General features: G+C 64.6%; 12 protein-coding genes and 2 pseudogenes. 5 read left to right on the top strand and 9 right to left on the bottom strand.

What is annotated here, in order from left to right; genetic code table 11:
- The 4 genes from MKP05_RS08115 to MKP05_RS08100 all read left to right on the top strand — a co-directional run.
- On the top strand, positions 1-644 hold a 644-nt coding region (locus MKP05_RS08115; protein ID WP_439108972.1), incomplete at its 5' end, for a bacteriophage T4 gp5 trimerization domain-containing protein.
- On the top strand, positions 629-1,456 hold the full coding sequence (locus MKP05_RS08110; protein WP_240567840.1) for a DUF4123 domain-containing protein: 828 nt from the start codon (positions 629-631) through the stop codon (positions 1,454-1,456). The genes MKP05_RS08115 and MKP05_RS08110, both read left to right, overlap by 16 nt.
- Complete coding sequence (locus MKP05_RS08105) at positions 1,453-4,743, top strand: hypothetical protein (protein WP_240567839.1); 3,291 nt, start codon at positions 1,453-1,455, stop codon at positions 4,741-4,743. The genes MKP05_RS08110 and MKP05_RS08105 overlap by 4 nt, the downstream gene beginning before the upstream one ends.
- Before the next feature lie 16 nt (positions 4,744-4,759).
- On the top strand, positions 4,760-5,734 hold the full coding sequence (locus tag MKP05_RS08100) for a tetratricopeptide repeat protein (RefSeq protein WP_240567838.1): 975 nt from the start codon (positions 4,760-4,762) through the stop codon (positions 5,732-5,734).
- A 419-nt stretch (positions 5,735-6,153) separates the two neighbouring features.
- Here MKP05_RS08100 and MKP05_RS08095 read toward each other — a convergent pair whose 3' ends face one another.
- The 9 genes and pseudogenes from MKP05_RS08095 to MKP05_RS08055 form a co-directional block, all read right to left on the bottom strand.
- Positions 6,154-7,491, bottom strand: a complete 1,338-nt coding sequence (locus MKP05_RS08095) for a serine hydrolase (protein ID WP_240567837.1) — start codon at positions 7,489-7,491, stop codon at positions 6,154-6,156.
- A 172-nt stretch (positions 7,492-7,663) separates the two neighbouring features.
- Positions 7,664-8,586: pseudogene (locus MKP05_RS08090) on the bottom strand (GTP-binding protein).
- A 115-nt stretch (positions 8,587-8,701) separates the two neighbouring features.
- Complete coding sequence (locus MKP05_RS08085) at positions 8,702-9,115, bottom strand: PPC domain-containing protein (RefSeq protein WP_240567836.1); 414 nt, start codon at positions 9,113-9,115, stop codon at positions 8,702-8,704.
- A gap of 149 nt (positions 9,116-9,264) precedes the next feature.
- On the bottom strand, positions 9,265-10,023 hold the full coding sequence (locus MKP05_RS08080) for a sulfite exporter TauE/SafE family protein (protein ID WP_240567835.1): 759 nt from the start codon (positions 10,021-10,023) through the stop codon (positions 9,265-9,267).
- A 211-nt stretch (positions 10,024-10,234) separates the two neighbouring features.
- A pseudogene (locus tag MKP05_RS08075) lies at positions 10,235-10,492 on the bottom strand (transposase); the annotation flags it as partial.
- A 488-nt stretch (positions 10,493-10,980) separates the two neighbouring features.
- The gene (acnA, locus tag MKP05_RS08070; RefSeq protein ID WP_240567834.1) at positions 10,981-13,728 is read right to left on the bottom strand and encodes an aconitate hydratase AcnA; all 2,748 of its coding nucleotides are present in this window, start codon (positions 13,726-13,728) and stop codon (positions 10,981-10,983) included.
- A gap of 76 nt (positions 13,729-13,804) precedes the next feature.
- Positions 13,805-15,754, bottom strand: coding sequence for a tripartite tricarboxylate transporter permease (locus tag MKP05_RS08065; protein WP_240567833.1), 1,950 nt, complete (start codon positions 15,752-15,754; stop codon positions 13,805-13,807).
- 77 nt (positions 15,755-15,831) lie between these two features.
- Positions 15,832-16,950: a Bug family tripartite tricarboxylate transporter substrate binding protein gene (locus MKP05_RS08060; RefSeq protein WP_240567832.1), complete on the bottom strand. Its 1,119-nt coding sequence runs from the start codon at positions 16,948-16,950 to the stop codon at positions 15,832-15,834.
- A 64-nt stretch (positions 16,951-17,014) separates the two neighbouring features.
- Positions 17,015-18,148 (bottom strand): 4-oxalomesaconate tautomerase, encoded by a 1,134-nt coding sequence (locus MKP05_RS08055; RefSeq protein ID WP_240567831.1) that lies wholly within the window; start codon positions 18,146-18,148, stop codon positions 17,015-17,017.
- Positions 18,149-18,292: 144 nt separating this feature from the next.
- Between MKP05_RS08055 and MKP05_RS08050 the strand changes: the two genes are divergently transcribed.
- Positions 18,293-19,201: a LysR family transcriptional regulator gene (locus MKP05_RS08050; protein ID WP_110284175.1), complete on the top strand. Its 909-nt coding sequence runs from the start codon at positions 18,293-18,295 to the stop codon at positions 19,199-19,201.
- The last annotated feature ends 124 nt before the right edge of the window (positions 19,202-19,325 follow it).

Below are 19,325 nucleotides of genomic sequence, written 5' to 3'. Positions count from 1 at the left end.
AGAGCCACCAGGGCGACGGCTTCAACGAATTGCGCTTCGAGGACCAGGCCGAGCGCGAGCAGATCTGGCTGCACGCCCAGAAGGACCTGGAGCTGTTGACCAACCACGACCGCACCGAGGAGATCGGCAACGACAGCCACCTCACCGTACACCACGACCGAGTGAGCGAGATCGACCACGACGAGCACCACACCGTGCGCGGCAACCGCCATGAGCAGACCGACGGCAGCCAGCACCTGATCGTGCAGGGCAGCCTGCATGTCCAGGCCGGCCAGGCCTGGCTCACTGAGAGCGGCCGCGAGCTGCACATCAAGGCCGGCCACAAGGTGGTGCTGGAAGCCGGCAGCGAACTGACGCTGAACGCCGGCGGCAGCTTCCTCAAGCTCGACGGTAGCGGCGTGACCCTGGTCGGCCCCACGGTGAAGGTCAACGCCGGCGGCAGCCCCGGCAGCGGCTCCGGCCAAGCCGCCGAGACGCCGCTGCTGCCGGGACGGGCGGTGCCCGAGGAGCATGAGGCGATACCGCCCACTGCCCTGCCCAAGCTCAAGGATTACCAGCTCTCCGACGCGACGCTGATGCCGCTGTGCGGCAAGCTGAGCGATACCACCTGCAGCCGGGGGGATTGTCCATGCCTGGCTGGTTGAACCGGATCGGCGAGCGCAGCCAGCGTGTCGACGCCGTGGCCGCCTGCTTCGCCGCCCTTCGCCCCGTCTATGTGGTACTCGACCAGCGCCGCGCCCCCGAGCGCTGCGCCATGCTCGTGGGGCAGCCCGGCTGGCACGACTTCCTGACCCTGTTCGCCGGCACGCCCCTGGCGCCGCTACTGGAAGCGAGCCCCTGGCTGCTGGAGCTGAAGAGCGGCAGCGAGGCCTGGCAGGCCGCCGAGGCCCTGTGCCGCGAGCAGCACATCGGCTGGGCCTTCCAGCCGGCGCAGGACGCCCGCCTCGCTGACCTGGCCGACCACCTGCGCCGCCTGTTCGTGCTCGACGACCCCCACGGAGGACAGTCGCTGGTCAACGTGCAGGACCCGGCCGCCTGGACGGCCCTGCTCGCCGCCGGCAGCGACACCAGCTACGCCCACTGCATCGGGCCGCTCGGGAAAGTGGCCACCCCGGCCCCCCAGCGGCATTGGCAGGCCTGGCAGCCTGCCGCCCACGACGGCGAAGCCGAGGCACCGCCGCTGACCCACGAACTGGAACGGGCCCTGAAAGAGGTCCAGCGCGCCTGGTGGCTCAGCCAAGCGACCGTCATACCGCTGCAGGAGCTGCCCCCGGAATGGCTGGAGCGGCTGACACAGCTCGCCGAGGCCGACATCGCACGCTGGCGGGACAGGAAGCGCCTGCTGCCGCTGGTTCGCCACGCCGACGATGGAGAGTGGCGTCACGCTCAAGCCACCCTGCTCGACGCGAGCCTCACCGTGCAGCAGAAAATCAGCGAACTGGAGCGCCATTCATGACCTCGAACTCCCGGCCCGGTAGCCTGCACTCCCCGCTGATCCTGCCCGAATTCCAGCTCCCCGCCTACGAGGGAGGCCGCGAAGCCCCCGCGCCGATGGCCTGTGAGGCGGCCCCCTGGGCCGACATCCTCTATCTGACCGGAACCGGCACCTTCTGGCTGCTCACCGAGGAGGTCGCCGACGCCCTGCACGAAGCCGCCGAGGAGCTTGCCGGCTGGGTGAAAGTGGAGGACCCCATCCAGCGCATGGAGCACCTCTCCAAGGATGCCGGCGTGATGGAGTGCTTCCTGCCCGCGCGCCCGGAAAACTTCCTGGATGAGGCCGAGCGCGAGCAGGCAGGCGAGAAGCTGAAGCGCCTGGGCGAATTGATGCAGGAACGCGGCGACGAGGAGGCGGATCCGGCTCAGCGCGTCAGCGCCCATACCCCCCTGAGCGAGAATCCCTGGTTCTGGGTCTTTCCATTTCCTGTCGGCGCCTCCCGTCTCTGGAACTGGAACGACGAGGAGACCCGCCTGGTGGAGGAGCTTCATGTCCTCTATCGCCGGGGCATGGAGCTCGCCAGGGAGGAAGGCTATGTGATCGAAGGCGGCGGCTACTACGGCCCCTGGGAAGCGGAGATCGAATCGGCACTGGAAACCTATCGGCAGCGCCGTGCCACCATCATGCGTACGACAGCCTCCGTCGACCAGCCGGGCGCCTTGCTCCCGGTACGCGAGGCGCTGGTGGAATACCAGGCCTTCCTCGCCGACTGCGAATCGATGTCGCCCAGGGATTCCTCACGCTGCACCGCCATCGGCGAGTTCATCAGTCACGAAGCCGAGCGGCTCGATGCCGACCTGCGAGCCTACTGCGACAGCATTCTCGCGCTTGCCACCCTGGGCGTCGCCACGCCGGAGTGGGCCCTGGCCGATGCCCCGGCAAACGTTTCCGGCGCCGGACTCGAGCCCGGTATCGAGGCCTTCGACCATTACAACCGCGTGCTGCAGCAAGCTGCGGACCTGTTCGGCGAGGTGGAAGCGAAACTCGGGCAGTGGGCCACGGCCACCGCGCATCGATCGGCACTGCCGATTCACCTCTTCGAGGCGGAACGACAGGCCTTCAACCGACTAGTGGAGCAACTGGACGTTCTCTACCAACTGGCCGAAGCGCAGGTACAGCGCATGCGCCCGCAGCGGGTGCTGTTCTGGCAAGCGGATATTGATGACCAGCGTCATGCGCTTGGCTACCAACGGCAAACCATCGATGTCCTAGTGCGCAAGGACTTTCCACTGCGCGAGTTCAGCTCGCCCCGTGCCGAGCAGGCGTTGAGCCATGTCAGCCTCCGCCATCTCATGCAAGAGGTACGTGAAGCGGACCGGCCGGCGCTGCTGCGCGACCTCGAGCAGGATGGCGTGCTGCCCGCCACGCTCTGGGAGGCCAACGAAACCGCCCTCTCCAACTGGTTGGCACGGCGCGGCTGCGAGCGCATCGAGCGACGCGCCGAATGGTTCGAGGAGCGCCTGGGCTTCTTCGTGCCCGACGCCTTCTTCACCTGGCTCGAGGCCCAGGGCCACGAGGTGGCCTCCCTGCAGCAGAAGGACGCCAAGCGCGTCTGGGCGGAAACGCTGCAGCGAATCCTCTTCACCGGCCCCAGCCGCGAGCGCCTTCGCCTGTTCGATGCCAGCGCCCAGGCGCAGATGCTGCGCCTGGTGGGCATGCCACATGCCTCGCTGAACGACGCACTGGATACCCACCTCGACGAACCGGTGACCCTGATCGAGCGTGAGGCCTCGCTGGAACTCTTCGAGTGGGAAGAAAAATCGAAGGAGGAAGGCTCGGTATCGGCGCAAATGCAGCAGCGTCGCGAAGTCGCCGGCGAGCGTAACATTGGCGGCCCTCGCCACGGCCCCTGGCGTGCCACCGAGGGCTCAAGCAGCACGCCGCGTCCCAGTGCAGGGGCCAAATACCAGTTGGAATTGAAAGGCACCTACAGCCTGGCACGTGGTGAGATCAGCCTGGGTACGCTTCACCTTCCTCACGAGAGCGATGCCGTACCATTCGCCGCGGTGCTGACGCAACGCCAGAACGAGCTACGCGATCTCGGCTGCTACTCGTTGCAAGTGGTGGCGGTCGCCAAGGGATTCGCGGGCGCCACCCTGGCGATGACGGCCGAAACCGGGCTGGGCTTCGACCACAATGGTGTCAAGCTCACCGGGCTCGAGTGGGCCCAGCGCGAGGCCCAAGGGGCCACCCTCAAGGCCTTTGCCGGTGCCACGGTGGGCGTCAATACGCGCTGCAGCATGCGCTGGCAGCCGCCGGCCGACATCACCCGGCAGTTGCCACAATTGGCCGATCGCGACTGGCTGACCCTGAGCAACCAGCAGGCCGAACTCACCGCCTGGCGCACCCTGGGCCATGCCGTGCTGGGGCTGGAAGCCGCCGGCGGGATCGGCGGCGAGCTCGGCCTGCGCCTGGGCATTCACCAGGGCAAGTTCGTGGCCTACTTCAAGGGCAGGGTCGTGGCGGGCAAGGGCGTGGGCGGCCAGATCGCCATGGAACTGGACCTGCAGCAGCTCAACCTGTGGCTGATGATGCTCAGCCAGGCGCTGCGCGACAACGACTACGGCTTCATCGACTGGGTGGACCGCGACGCTTTCGAGGGCATGAGCCGCCTCGCCTACCTGGCCACCACCACCCTGCTCGACGTGGGCCTGCTCGCCGCCCAGGGGCTGGACGGTATCCAGCGCCTCTACGACCTGATGACCCAGAGCGAGCGCGCGGGGATGGTAGCCCATGCCATCGTCAATGATCCCCGGCGTGATGAAATGTGCGCCTGGATACAGCATTTGCCCCCGGAAGCGCTGGGGCCGCTACTCAATACGCTGGCGACCCCGCCCGGATGGCGCGGTTATACCATCGACGGCGTGCACTTCGACCGGAGCCAAGCCACCGACCTGCAGCAGATCGCCATCGCCAACTGCCTGGGCTGGCTGGAGGATGGCTATACCGCCAGCGGTCACTACGACCGCACCAAGACCCAGCACCTGTTCGAGCGCGCGGTGGCGCGGATGTCGATGGATGGCACATACGACAGGTTCCAAAGTTGGGTGCAGGCGTATTGCCATAACCGTGAGCGACTGGATCAATTTATGAAGCAAATTGGGTCGACTGGGCTTGCTGGTAGAGATGCTGCGATGGCACGTGACAAGTATCGCCTTATCGCTAACCGGATGGGGACAGATATTGACGAATACCGTCAGGTCGTATCCACACGACGCGGCACCCGAATCCGCTATGAAGAACGCTAACTCAGTGGCGAACAGCATGTTAATCAAGACGTTTCTGGCAATAGCATTACTGGTGTTATCAACTAGCAGTTGGGCCCTGGAGCCCGCGGTGCAAGCGGCCAAGGACGAGGGGATGCGGCTATGGGGCATTTCAGAGTGGATCGAGATGCAGCCCTATCTGGAGCAAGCCGCCGACGCCGGTGACGTGGAAGCCATGTATTACCTGGGGGAGGCGACCCGCCTGCTGGATCGCGGCCTGTCACAAAGGGCTATGGCGTGGTATCTGCAGGCCGCCGAGCAGAATGACGTCTACGCCATGCTGCGGCTATTCCAGGGCGGGGCCTGCATCGCTGGCGATGTCTGTCCCGAGGAACACGAAGACTGGCGTGAAGCCGCCCTGGCCATAGCCAAGCCCCAAGCCGAGGCCGGCGACCCGGATGCCATGCTGGCGATGTTTCATGTGTACCGTATGTTCGATCAGCCGCACTGGGCCGGCGACTGGCTGGAACGCGCCGCCGAGGCGGGCCAGCCCGAGGCCCAGACCATTTTAGGTAACCAGACCCTCGAGGGACGCGGCTGGTACCTGACCAACGGCCGCCGGCTCAGCGCTGCTGAGGAATGGCTCCGCAAGGCAGTGGACCAGGAGCATGTGCCTGCGATGGTAGCTTTAACCTCAGTGCTGGAGAAAGAAGGTGAATATTCCGAGCTATGGTCCTGGGGAGAACGTGCCTCTTTGCTTGGGTCTCGAATTGCCAGAGTTGTGCATGGCGAATGCCTTATCGTTCCAGAAAGGGCAGAGTACTGCCGCACGGAAGCAGATCCTGTTCAAGGCTGGGCAATGCTCTACGCTGTTGTGGAAGAAACAGGCGACAATACGGCGAAGCACATACTCGAGCAGGAGCGTTCCAAACTAACGTTGGAAGAGCTAGAAGAAGCTAAAGCTCTGGCAGAACGTGAATGGATCGGCCGCGAGCCTCCACTCTCTAACTTTCCTCCGCGCTTTGGCTACTAGGTCGGCATGCGTACCGTTATCGCCTTGTTGATCGGCTTGCTGGCCCTGTCGTCTCAGGCTTGGGCACTGGAGCCCGAGGTACAAGCCACCAAGGATGAGGGGATGCGATTCTATAACATTGGTCATTCAACGGCAGCTCTACCTTATCTTCGTCAGGCAGCGGAAGCGGGTGATGTGGGGTCCATATACTACTGGGGTGAAGCCAATCGACGCCTGGCTCGAGGATATTCCACCAAGGCAGTGGAGTGGTATGCCCGGACTGAGCCCTATACTGAAGAGCCCCCTCCAGAGCTGCATGATCGCCTATGCAGTTCTGGAGGGGGCTCTTCAATTCGCGGCAACGCCTGCTCTCAGCCTGAATTCGCTCCGGGGATCAGGCCACGGCCCGCTTCCCGTCAGCGGCTCGCGTGCGGCAGCCACTAGAGCCCGGCGTTGATCACCATGCAGTCCATGCCTTCCTGTACCAAGCTGCGGCAGGCGCGGTAGGCCTGGTTCTCGTCGAGGTTGACCAGGCGGGCGCGGAAGACCTTCTGCGGCCCTGCGGTCTCGTCCACGTCGATACGCGCACCGGCCAGCTCGCTGGTCAGGCGATCGGCGGCACGGGTGGCCAGGCTGCGGGCATTGTCGGCATTGCTGAAGGCGCCCACCTGCACGCCCCAGCCGCCGCTCGGCCCTACCGGTTCGAGGCGATGCACCACCCGCTCGGAAGAGGCGGCCGGCGGCTCGGAGCGCGCGATCAGGTCGCGGATCGGGTCTTCCGCGGACCCCTGCTCGGTACCCGAGCGCACGGCGGGAGGTGCCGAGGTGGCCGCCTGGCTGTCGATCGTGGAGGTCTCGAGGCTGGCCAGCAGGGTTGACGACCCGCCGCCGGGTGCCGCGGGAGTCTCCGGTGCCTGCCTGCCGCCGCTGTTGGCAATGAAGTCGCCGGAGAAATCCGATTGTGCGATCCAGTCGCCGCGGTCGAGCAGCGAGGCACGCACGAAGCCGCGGTCGAGCAGGTCGGCCATATGGGCATCGCGGGACTGAGCGGTGAAGCCCCCCATCACCACCGAGAGGATGCGGCGGCCGTCGCGTATCGCCGAGGTGGCGACATTGAAGCCGGAGGCGCGGATGAAGCCGGTCTTGAGGCCGTCGGCCCCGTCATAGTTGCGCACCAGCCGGTTATGGCTGGTGTGGGTGGTCCCGCGGTAGGTGAAGCTCTGGGTGGAGAAGTAATGATAGTACTGCGGGAAGTCCTGCATCAGGCGGATCGACAGGGTCGCCATGTCCCGCGCGGTGGTGGTCTGGTCGTTGTCCGGCAGGCCCGAGGCGTTGCGGAACTGGGTGGCCGGCATGCCGAGCTCGCGGGCCTTGGCGGTCATTATCTGGCCGAACTGGCGTTCACTGCCGCCCAGCGCCTCGGCGACGACCACGGCCACGTCGTTGGCCGACCGCACCACCAGGGCGAGGATGGCATCCTTCACCGCGATGCTGGAGCCGGCCTTGAGCCACAGCTTCGAGGCCGGCATGGCGGCCGCCTGGGCCGACACCGGCAACGCCTGGTGCAGGCTCATGGAGCCATTCTCCAGGGCCTCGAACAGCAGGTAGAGCGTCATCATCTTGGTGAGTGACGCCGGATAGCGGGTTTCGTCGGCATTGGCGGCGTGCAGCACCTCGCCGCTCTCGACGTCGACCACGATCGCCGCATAGCGCGGATTGGCCTGGGCCGTCGTGGCGATGGACACGGCCAGGCACGCCAGCAGCACGAATGCCACCATGCCATGGCGCCGTATTGTGGTTATGGTTGCGGTCACCATATGCGTTCCCTCTGAATTCCCTGCGAGCCCAAAAGGCGGCTTCTCATAGAGCATTATGAACAGGATTTCCGCACTGTACAGGATGCTAAACGTGGAACAAGGGCAGTTTTTGCCGGTTACATTGTGTAATCCGTCATTGCCAGGCCGGAAAGGGGTCCGGCAACGTCCTCCACACCGCCTTGCCGGCCAGCAGTTCCCCGTCGGTCAGCAGGCAGTCGTCGAGGGCTCGGCAGATCCGCTTCCGGTCAAGGTGCTGGCCGATGAACACCCGCTCCTGGCGCATGTCGCCGAAGGGCTCCTGCCACTTCTCCATGATGGCAGCCCGATACGCCGAGTCGTCGGGCCAGCGCGACTCGGGCACCGCCTTCCAGAGCAGGCCGACGAAGCCGTGATGGGCGATGCCCCCGGCCTGGCTCCACTGCCCTGCGAACTGCGGCCGCGAGGCCAGCCAGAAGAATCCCTTGGAGCGTAGCAGCCGACCGCCGAACCAGTCGCCGTGCAGCAGCTCATGGAACTTCTGTGGGTGGAAGGGCCGGCGGGCGTGATAGGCAAAGCTCGAGATCCCGTACTCCTCGGTTTCCGGCACGTGCTCGCCGCGCAGCGCCTTGAGCCAGCCGGCGGCCTGCTAGGCACGCTCGAAGCTGTAGCGGCCGGTGTCGAGCACCTTGTCCAGCGGGACCCGGCCCTTGGCCATGGGGATCAGCTCGGCGTCGGGGTTGAGCGAGCGCAGCACCACCTGGAGTTCCGCGAGCCGGGTGCATCGATCAGGTCGGTCTTGCTGATCAGCAGCACGTCGCAGAACTCGATCTGGTCGACCAGCAGGTCGGCGACGTTGCGCTCGTCCTCCTCGGCCCGGTTGAGAGCGACCTCGCCGTCACCGTCGAGAGTGCCGCGCACCAGGGCGGCATCGATGTTGACCTCGCTCATGTCGTTGACGATCACCGCCACACGCCGCCCCTCGCGGTTGGCGAGGATGTGGTTGAGCAGGGTGGTCTTGCCGGCGCCGAGAAAGCCGGACAGCACGGTGACGGGCAGGGTATCGGGCGCGGTGGTCATCACCGGTCTCCTGCGGGGCATGAAGAACGAAATGTTATATTATTGCATTGATCGCGCAACCCTCTGCTCCGGCAACGCCTCATGACTCGTCGATCATTGCCGCGCGCAAACGCGTTCAGGAGTCATCCTCGAGGGTCAGCAGCACCTCATAGCGGTAGTCGCAGACCGAGCGGCACGCATGGGGATTGCTGACCCTCAGATACCAGGTGCCGGCCGCCAGGCGCTCCTCGATCCGGAAGTTGCTGTCGGCGCCGATGGTCCAGTCGCGCGCCACGACCCGCCCCTCGCTGTCGAGCAGTTGCCCCGCGGGAGAGACGAAGCCCACGTCCGCGGGGAAGGTGCGGCTCTCCAGCACCACGCGGGCGGGAGCCTCCAGGGTGAAGGTGAAATAGCGCTGCCCCGCCATTATTACCTGGTAGGGCCGGCCGGGCACCAGCTCGATGGCGCCATCCCGCGGGTCGTGCACGCCGGCACAGCCGGCCAGTGCCCACAAGCAGGCGGCGCACAGGAGAAATACGCAACGACGCATGACAAGCTCCTCTTCCCGGACACACGAGCCGCACCGCCGCCTCCCTGGCAGCGGAGGAGTGCTACCCTTGAGCCTAGCTGGCCGGCGGGACACCGTCGCGGAGCTCTCGCCGCTTCCGAAGAGTGCCGCACCCGATCTCGCCGGCCATGTCACGCCCCGCCAAGGCGTCCCGCCCCCAGCCAGATCAGGCGCAGCGCCAACAGGGTCAACCCCCCCTTGAACAGCGTATCGAAGCGGCGGTCGGAGAGCCGGTGCAGCAGCCGCAGGCCCAGCCAGGTGCCCAGGAAGCCCGCCGCCACCATGGCCAGCATCAGCGGTAGCCAGGCGTGGAAGACGAAGCCGGCGACGCCGAACACGAAGGCCTTGGTGAGGTGCTGGAAGGTCATGCAGGCGGCGAAGGTGGCCACCCGCGGCAGGCGCTCGCTGAAGTGTTGCTTGATCACCGCGGCCACCAGCGGGCCGGTCGCCCCCACCAGGCTGGAGAGGAAGGTGGTCAGGGCCCCGGCCAGCAGGGTGCCGCCCCGGCCGAGCAGCCCCCGGGGCCAGCCCGGCCCCCAGCAGGAGTAGAGCACGAAGGCGGCGATGCACAGCTCCAGCACGCCGGCGGGCAGGCGCACCAGCAGCCAGGCGGCGGCCAGGGCGCCCAGCACCACCCCGGGCAGGAAGGCGGCCAGCAGGCCGCGGTCCAGGTACCGCCAGGTCATCAGCGCCCGGCCGCCGTTGGAGCCCAGCTGCACCATGCCGTGTACCGGGATCAGCGCCGTGGCCGGCATCACCTGGGCCATGGCCAGGATCAGCAGGGTGCCGCCGCCGATGCCCACCGCGGCGGAGAGTCCCGAGGTAAAGGCCGAGAGCAGCACCAGGCCCAGATTGACAGGCCCCGCGAGCGGCGAGAGCGCTTCAAGCATCGTCGCCCCCCGCCGCTCGCCGCGCGCTGCATGCCGCCGCGGCGACGCTCAGTGTTCTCCCCCGATTGCCTGTCATCCGCTCTCGCTCCTCTTCCGTTCCCTGGACCGGCCCCAGTATAACGGCTGCACGGCGGTGGGATCTCGTGGTCAGATCCTGACCTCCTCCCCATGCCGACCTGCCCGCCCTGAAGTGCCCCCCTCCAGAGCTGCACAGGATCTCGTTGGCTTGCTTCAGCTCGCGGTTCTCACGTTCCAGCGCCTTGATCCATTCGCGCTCGGTGGTGTTCGTGCCTTCCCGGCGCCCCACGTCACGCTCGGCCTGCCGGACCCAGCTCCGAAGGGTTTCCGGCTTGCAACCGATCTTGGGGGCAATGGCACCGATGGTCGCCCAATGGAAGGGTTAATCGGCCTCGTAGTCGAAGACCGCCCGCTGACGGACCTCAGAAGCATATCTATTGGAAGTGTTCATGACTCCATCCTCTCAAGGTTTGGAGCTTCCAGGAATCCCGGTACGGTTCAGCCTATAGGCCCCATGAACAACGGGCTCAAGGCATATACGAAAGGTTGCCGAATTAATAGCCAGCGTTTTCCTCAGGCTTCCTTCAGACTTCCCCTTGTTGGAGACATCCTTACCATCGGCTAATACTTTCCCTTGCCTAGCGTTCAGCGACTTCCACCCCGGGGCACTGCTCTCGAGAGCAGCACCAGTCAGGAACTTAACGCCATGCGCGGCGCACAAAAAAGCGGCCTATATAAGGCCGCAACAAACGATCAAAACAGACACTAAGCCTCTAGAACTTTATGTGCGATCCCAACATAGCGACATTAACATTGCTGTATTCGGCACCAACGCCAGGTAAAGAATGACGCCTATAACCCGCATAAATGTCAAGCCATTGAGCCGGCGCATAAACATACCCAACACCGACAGTCTCGGCGTGATCCCCTTTTAACCTATTAAACAACTCCGATCATCCTGCGCAGCACGTAGTGGAGGATGCCGCCGTGGCGATAGTACTCCAGCTCGTTGGCGGTATCGATGCGGCACAGCGCCTCGAGCTTCTTCTCGCCCTTGTCGCTCTTGATGGTCACCGTGACCCTGCCGCCCGGGGTGAGCTCGTCGAGGCCCTCGATGGAGACCCGCTCGTCGCCGGTCAGGCCCAGGGTCTTGCGGTTCTCGTCCTCGGGGAACTGCAGCGGCACCACGCCCATGCCGATCAGGTTGGAGCGGTGGATGCGCTCGAAGGATTCCGCCAGCACCGCGCGTACCCCCAGCAGGCGGGTGCCTTTGGCGGCCCAGTCGCGGGAGGAGCCGGTGCCGTACTCCTTGCCGGCGATCACCACCAGGGGCGTGCCTTCCTGCTGGTACCTCATGGCGGCGTCATAGATCGCCATCTGCTCCCCGGAGGGCACGTGGCGGGTCTCGCCGCCCACCACGCCATCGAGCATCTCGTTTCTGATGCGCACGTTGGCGAAGGTGCCGCGCATCATGATCTCGTGGTTGCCGCGGCGCGAGCCGTAGGAGTTGAAGTCCACCGGCCCCACGCCGCGCTCCTGCAGGTAGCGCCCGGCGGGGCTGTCGGGCTTGATCGAGCCGGCCGGCGAGATGTGGTCGGTGGTCACCGAGTCGCCCAGTAGGGCGAGGATGCGGGCATCCCTGACGTCCTCGATGGCCTCGGGCGTCCTGCCCATGCCCGCGAAGAAGGGCGGATGCTGGATGTAGGTGGAGTCCGTCGACCACGCATAGACCTGGCTCTCGGGGACCTCGAGCGCCTTCCAGGTCGCGTCGCCGTCGAACACCTCGGCGTACTCCTTGCGGAACATTTCGGTCTTGACCTTCTCCACGGCCTCGGCGATTTCCGCCTGGGAGGGCCAGATGTCCTGCAGGTAAACGGGCTTGCCGTGACGATCGACGCCCAGCGGATCCCGGGTCAGGTCGAGCTGGACATTGCCGGCCAGGGCGTAGGCCACCACCAGGGGCGGCGAGGCGAGCCAGTTGGTCTTGACCAGCGGGTGCACGCGGCCCTCGAAGTTGCGGTTACCCGAGAGCACCGAGGCCACGGCCAGGTCGCCGTCGTTGATGGCCTGCTCGATGGGCTCGGCCAGCGGCCCCGAGTTGCCGATGCAGGTGGTGCAGCCGTAGCCCACCAGGTTGAAGCCCAGGGCGTCGAGGTCGTCCTGGACGCCGCCGGCGGCCAGGTAGTCGGTGACCACCTTGGAGCCGGGGGCCAGGGAAGTCTTGACCCAGGGTTTGGTGGTGAGCCCCTTGGCCAGGGCGTTACGGGCCAGCAGGCCGGCGGCCATCATCACGCTGGGGTTGGAGGTGTTGGTGCAGGAGGTGATGGCGGCGATCACCACGGCGCCGGGGTTGAGCTTGAAGGCCTCGCCGTCCAGGTCGACCTCCTGGCTGTCGTGATGCTCGTAGCTCTCCTCGACGCCCACGGCGGTCTGGCCGCCCTCGGACATCAGCTTGCCGTTCTCGGTGGCAGAGGAGGGCTGCTTGCCGTCGTCCTCCAGCACCTTGGCGAAGGCCGTCGGCATGTCCTTCAGGGCGACGCGGTCCTGGGGCCGCTTGGGGCCGGCCAGGCTGGCTTCCACCTCGGTCATGTCCAGGGCCAGGGTATCGCTGAAGATCGGCTCATGGCCCGGCTCGCGCCACAGCCCCTGGGCCTTGCAGTAGGCCTCGACCAGCGCCACCTGGGCGTCGTCGCGGCCGGTCAGGCGCATATAGGTGAGAGTCTCGTCGTCCACCGGGAAGAAGCCGCAGGTGGCGCCGTATTCCGGGGCCATGTTGGCGATGGTGGCGCGGTCGGCCAGCGGCAGGTCCGCGAGGCCGTCGCCGTAGAACTCCACGAACTTGCCCACCACGCCCTTCTTGCGCAGCATCTCGGTGACCGTCAGCACCAGGTCGGTGGCGGTGATGCCCTCGCGCAGCTTGCCGGTGAGCTTGAAGCCGATCACCTCGGGGATCAGCATGGAGACCGGTTGGCCGAGCATGGCGGCCTCGGCCTCGATGCCGCCCACGCCCCAGCCGAGCACGCCCAGGCCGTTGATCATGGTGGTGTGGGAGTCGGTGCCCACCAGGGTATCGGGGTAGGCGAGCGTCTTGCCGTCCTCCTCCCGGGTCCATACCGTCCTGCCCAGGTACTCCAGGTTGACCTGGTGGCAGATGCCGGTGCCGGGCGGTACCACGCGGAAGTTGTCGAAGGCCTGCTGCCCCCAGCGCAGGAATTCGTAGCGCTCGCGGTTGCGCTCCATCTCGATGGCCACGTTGTCCTTGAACGCCGTGGGGTTGCCGAACTTGTCGACCATCACCGAGTGGTCGATGACCAGGTCCACCGGCGACAGCGGGTTGATGCGCGCCGGATCCTCGCCGAGTTTCTCCACGGCGGCGCGCATGGAGGCGAGGTCCACCACCCCGGGCACGCCGGTGAAGTCCTGCATCAGGACCCGCGCCGGACGGTAGCCGATCTCGCGGTCGGAGCGCGCTTGCTTCTGCCAGTCCACCAGCGCCTGCATGTCCTCCCGGGCGACGCTCGGGTCGTCGGCGAAGCGCAGTTGGTTCTCCAGCAGGATCTTCAGGGTCTTGGGCAGGCGGTCGATGTTGCCCAGCGCGTCGGCGGCCTTCGCCAGGCTGTGGTAGTGGTAGGTGTGGCCACCGGCCTCGAGGGTCTGCAGTGTCTCCGGTAGGGACGAGGTGCTCATGTTGTCTCCTTTCGTTGCGCGGGCCGATGTCGCTAATGGTCGTCGGCCCGCGGTGGACGTTCATGACAGGACTGATTCAGCCGAACAGCCAGGGATCGATCAATCCGCTCGGGTAGGTCAAGGTCAGGAACTCGGCCATGCCAACCAGAAAAGCTGTGACCCCAAGCGCCATGACAGCTGCCACCCAAGGCTTGAGTCGCGCAATGGTCAGCAGGAAAACGAAGCAGAACAGCGTCGCCACAGTGATAAAGCCCAGTAGCAACATGGCACCTACCAAGGTAAAGAAGCCCACCAGCCAGAGGCCCTGCAGACCGATAGCCTGATGCTCCCAACGGGGCCGGCGAATCACGCAGCGGACGATCTCCGCCAGACAGGAAAGGGCCAAGATCGCGATGGCCAGCCGCGGCATGATGCCACCAATCAAGGTCAGGTCGGCGACATCCACCCAGGCGACGACCGCGGTACCCAGCAGTGCGGCGAAGAGCACCACATCGATGACGCCCAGGGTGGGGGGGGCGGCCTTTTGGGTGGCCGCCGCGCCCACGGAGACGGCTTCCCCGCGCTTGCGCCACGCGGCAGTGATCATGGGAATGAACATGGCGCCGAGGATCAGAGCACCGATGATCATCACGCCGGGGCGCATGAAGGCGTCCGTACCCTGGAACTGCACCGCCTGATAGAAGTACCCCTCCGCTCCCGGAGCCAGCACGAAACCGATCAGGAAGGCAGGGCGCGACCACTTCGCCTGCTTGAACAGGACGCCTAAGACGCCGACTGCCCCTAGGGCGAGCAGGTCACCCGTGGAACGCGTGGCCTGGAAGGCAGCAAACATGATCAGGACGGTGATCAGCGGGGCCAGGATGACAAAGGGCACTCGGGTCAGGCTGGCCACCGGGCGAGCGAGCACCAGGCACAGCGCGGCCCCCAGGATATTGGCCAGGGCCAGTGACCAGATGATGGTGTAGGTCAGGTCCAGGTGAGTCTCGATCATGCCGACACCGGGCTGCAGGCCGAGTAGCAAGAGCCCGCCCAGGAAGACCGCGGCCGTGCCCGAGCCGGGCACGCCGAACAACAGGGTCGGGACCATGGCACCGCAGGCGCAGGCATTGTTGGCGGATTCAGGGGCAATTACCCCGCGGATGTCGCCCTTGCCGAACTCGCCCTTATCCTTGGCGCTCTGCACGGCGTGACCGTAGGTGAGCCAATCGACCACCGAGCCGGCCAGTCCGGGAATGGTGCCAATCAGGCTTCCGATAGCCGCACATCGCGCGACAAGTCCGCGCTGCTGGCCAACATCTCGTATGCCTTGCCGCCAGCCCTCACCGAGCTTGCAGGGCTCTTCGGCGATAGCCCCCCGCTTGACCAGCAGGTCGATGATCTCCGGGAGCGCGAAGATCCCCAGCCCGACCACCACCAGCGGCAAACCATCGTAGAGATAGTCGAGACCGAAGTTCATGCGGAACTCGCCGGTGGCCGGCGCCATGCCAATGGCGCCCACCAGCAGGCCCAGCCCGCAGGCGGCCAGTCCTTTGAAGAGGTCGCGCCCGGAGAGCACAGCCACCATCGACAGGCCGAGCAGGGTCAGCATGAACAGCTCGGAGGAAGAGAACGACAGCACCAGGGGACGCGCGATGAGGATGAACCCCGTCAGCACGATGGCGCCGATCAGGCCGCCAATCATCGAGGACAGGAAGGCGCTGGATAGCGCGCGTGCCGCCTGCCCGCGCTTGGCCAGCGAGAAGCCATCGATGACGGTTGCCTGGGAAGCGCTGGAGCCGGGTATACCCAACAGCACCGAGGCAAAGGTATCGCCGGTGGGAATCACGGCAACCAGGCCCATCAGCATGCCAAGGGCCACGGTCGGTTCCATGCCATAGAGGAAGGGCAGCAGCAGCGACATGCCGGCGATGCCCCCGAGGCCGGGAATGATGCCGACCACGAGGCCGACCAGCACGCCCAGCACCATGAAGAGCAGATGGGACAAGGTAAATAGCTGTCCCAGACTGGAGAGAAAAATATCGAGCATGGCGTCTGGCTCTTATATTGTGTGATCAGGAGGAGCCGGGGCTGCCGGCCCCATGGGCCGGCACATCCCTCTGCGCGTTAGATCTTGGCGCCGTGCTCGGACTGCAGCCAGTCGGCCAGCCAGTCGCGGGTGGCGTCATCGATAGACATGGCATCATCAAGGTGGCGCTGGGCAGCATCGCCTACAACTGGCGTGTACGGCCCCAGTTGGGCGGCTGCCGCCTCCTTGAATTCCTCGGTGCCAACGAAGTCACGGGCCGCCTGACGATAGGTATCGATCAGGGCTTGCGGGGTGTCCTTGGGCACCATGATCAGCTTCTGCAGTGAATAGCCGGAGGCAAAGAACTTGCGGAACGCCTCGTAGGCATTACCCGACGGTGCCTCGCCATGCCGAGCCTGATAGACCTCATTGAAGGTAGGCAACTCAGGGAAAGCCGGGTCGCGGACAATCTTTCCTTCGTCGTTCAGCGCGCCTAGCGAGAAGAGAGGCACTGCCTTGCCAGCATCCACCAGCGGCTCTACGTTGCTCAGATAGGCGGAGGTGGTCTGGAAGTCGATATCGGCTTCACCACGCTCGAATGCCAGACGGCCCTCACCGCGGCTGCGCATGCCGAACACCGCCTGGACATCGGCCCCCAGCATGTCCAGGGCGATCAAGACCGGTAACTCAAGGCCAGTGGGGTTCTGCGCTGCCAATTTGACCGGCTGTTCCAGCAGGGCGTCCAGCGCGGTATCGGCCGTCTCACCGAGGCTGGGTTGGGCATAGACCACCCCACCCGTCGGTGTGGCCAGGATGGGGGTCCATTCACTGTAGTCATAGCGGACGCGAGGATCGTCGAGCATGGCCGGATACTGGGTCGAGGCCGAGGTCCCTAACCAGTCGCTACCATCCGACTTGGCACGTACGGCGAACAGATTGGCACCGTTGATGGAGCCGCCACCGGGTACGTTATCGATCATGATGGTCGGCTCTCCCGGCAGGGACTCGCTAAGCCAGGGGGAGAAGAAGCGCGCCCAGACATCCGTGCCACCGCCAACGCCAAATGGAATGGTCCACTTGATATTACCGGGCACTTCGGCGTCCTGAGCCTGAGCGGCGGCCGTCAGGCTCAGCCCGGAGATCGCAAGCCCAAGCAGTGCGGCTTTCTTAAGCCGTCCGAGCGTGGGGTTAGAAGTCGCAATCTTGTTGATCATCATGGTATTTCTCCTGGCGTGTTGTCGTTGTCATGGTGGTTGATGAGGGCCCTGTCGATACGAGGACTCAGCTGGCCTTTGAAGTCAGCGTATCTCGACTGGGCGTGGCAGGAAGCGAGTAGAAGATGGTCCCACTCATGATCTTCCTGGCGGTGCGGATGAGGGAAACGCGGGCAATGTCGACGGGATTTCCATTGCGGTGCTCGACGTCCAGTTCGATGAATCCAGAGGGGTGTTCCAGCCTTACCTTCGACAGCTGACCATCGGCCTCCAATTTTCCTGCCTCAAGCGCGATTCGGTTTGCCACGGTGCCAGGGACACTGACGGCCGTGGCCACCGCGATGGCGCCCGTAACGGCAATAGCCTTATGACAGCGGTGAGGCACGAAGTAGCGGGTGCACAGCGTGCTGGTGTTGTCGGACGGTGCTGACACCAATACGGGCTTGGGCAAGACACTCTGGCTAACATCCCCCAGCCCCATTCGTAGTCCGGCCTGGCGACGAATCAGCTCCAGCCGCTCGAGCATGGCGGGATGAGCGTCTAACTCCGCCGCGGACTCCCGGCCGCTGAGGCCCAGATCGGCCGCGTTGACCATCATGATGGGAGTGGCGGCATCGAGGCAGGTGACCTCGATACCATCGATCGTGTCGATGGCGTTCCCGGTCGGCAGCAGCGCGCCCGTCTTGGTGCCAATGATATCCAGGAAGCTGAGCTGAATGCCGGCGGCACGCCCCGGGACGCCGCTGATGGTCGTATCGCCCTCGTAGGAAACTTGGCGCCCTGGCGTCGGCACGCGACATTCGATCAGGCGCTGAGTATTGAGGTTGCGAACACGCACGACGGTGGTCCCTTCCTGAGGCTCCACCAGCCCCGTCTCGATGGCATAAGGCCCCACGGCCGACAGCATGTTGCCGCAATTCGGATTGAAGTCGACGCGCCGGTTGAGCACATCGACCTGCGCGAACAGGTAGTCGACATCCGCCTCGGGATGGGAGGAGCGCTCCACGATGGCTACCTTGCTAGTCAGCGGATCCCCTCCCCCGATGCCATCTATCTGGAGAGCGTGGCCCGATCCCATGAGATTAAGCAGGATCTCGGCTTGCGCTTCCTGGCTGTCGGGAAGGTCTCTCATGCGCAGGACGGGGCCTCGGGAGGTGCCGCCGCGCATGATCATGCAGGGAATGCTGTTCATCATCGTCATGCCATATCGCGTTTCAAAGTTGTGATATGAGCATGTCAGGGGGTATTTGATGCTTCAAATGCAAACAAAGATCTCTATCAATGTCATAATCGCATTAATGTGCTATAATTATTAATCGTCACTACTCCATGCAAGAGTGAGGATATGCAACATCGGCTAGAATTTCTTGATCTGCAAGCCTTTATTCAGGTCGCAGAGCTGGGCTCCTTCCACGAGGCCGCGCAACGTCTGCACCTCTCTCAGCCAGCGCTTTCTCGCCGCATTCAGAAGCTCGAGGAACTCCTAGAGATCGAGCTGCTGGAACGCACCACCCGGCGGACGCGGCTGACCCCCATCGGCACGGACTTCCTTCCCCGCGCGAGACGCATGATCGAGGAGTACGAATCATCGATCCTGGGCATCCGTGAGCTGGCCACACATCAGAAGGGGACGGTCACCATCGCCTGCATTCCCACTGCGGCGTTCTATTTCTTGCCTAGTGTGATCCGTGGCTTCAGCGAGGCATGGCCGAGGATCCGCATCAGGATCCTCGATGTCAGTGCCAAGGAAGGCCTGGAAAAGGTGATCAGCGGCGAGGCCGACTTCGGTATCAATATGTTCAGCGCCCAGAGTCCTGAAGTCTCCTTCACACCACTATTACGAGATCCCTTTGTCCTGGCACTACGTTCCGACCACCCTCTTGCGGATAAAGGTCGCATCGAGTGGTCGGATCTCGAACAGGTCAGGTTGATCACCGTGAGCCGAGACAGTGGCAACCGGATGCTGCTGGACAATACCCTCTCGGCTGAGGGCATCCGGTTGAATAGTTTCTACGAAGTCCAGCACCTTTCCACCTCCCTTGGCCTTGTCGAATCTGGTCTCGGAGTGGCGATCCTGCCCAAAATGACAATGCCTGGCCCCGACCATGACATCCTGTGTTCACGTGAGCTGCCTGAACCACACATTCAGCGCACCATCGGTCTGGTGAGAAGTAATTCGCACAGTATTTCCAGCACAGCCCAGCTGTTTATCGATATGCTCCTCGAGCATTGGGGAAGCTCCACATGCTCCTGAACGATCGGCGGTCTTAAACTGCACTGACCGCTGTGCCTTCTGCTACATGACAATGGCTCTTGGCGATACTCACTCACCACGAGCTTTATCACGAAAATGCAGAGTGGCCAGATCACAGGCCCGC

The organism is Halomonas flagellata, from assembly GCF_022487945.1.
In the GTDB taxonomy this organism is placed as follows: domain Bacteria; phylum Pseudomonadota; class Gammaproteobacteria; order Pseudomonadales; family Halomonadaceae; genus Halomonas; species Halomonas flagellata.
The sequence above is the reverse complement of the archived record's forward strand: the minus strand, read 5'-3'. Positions and strand labels throughout refer to the sequence as shown.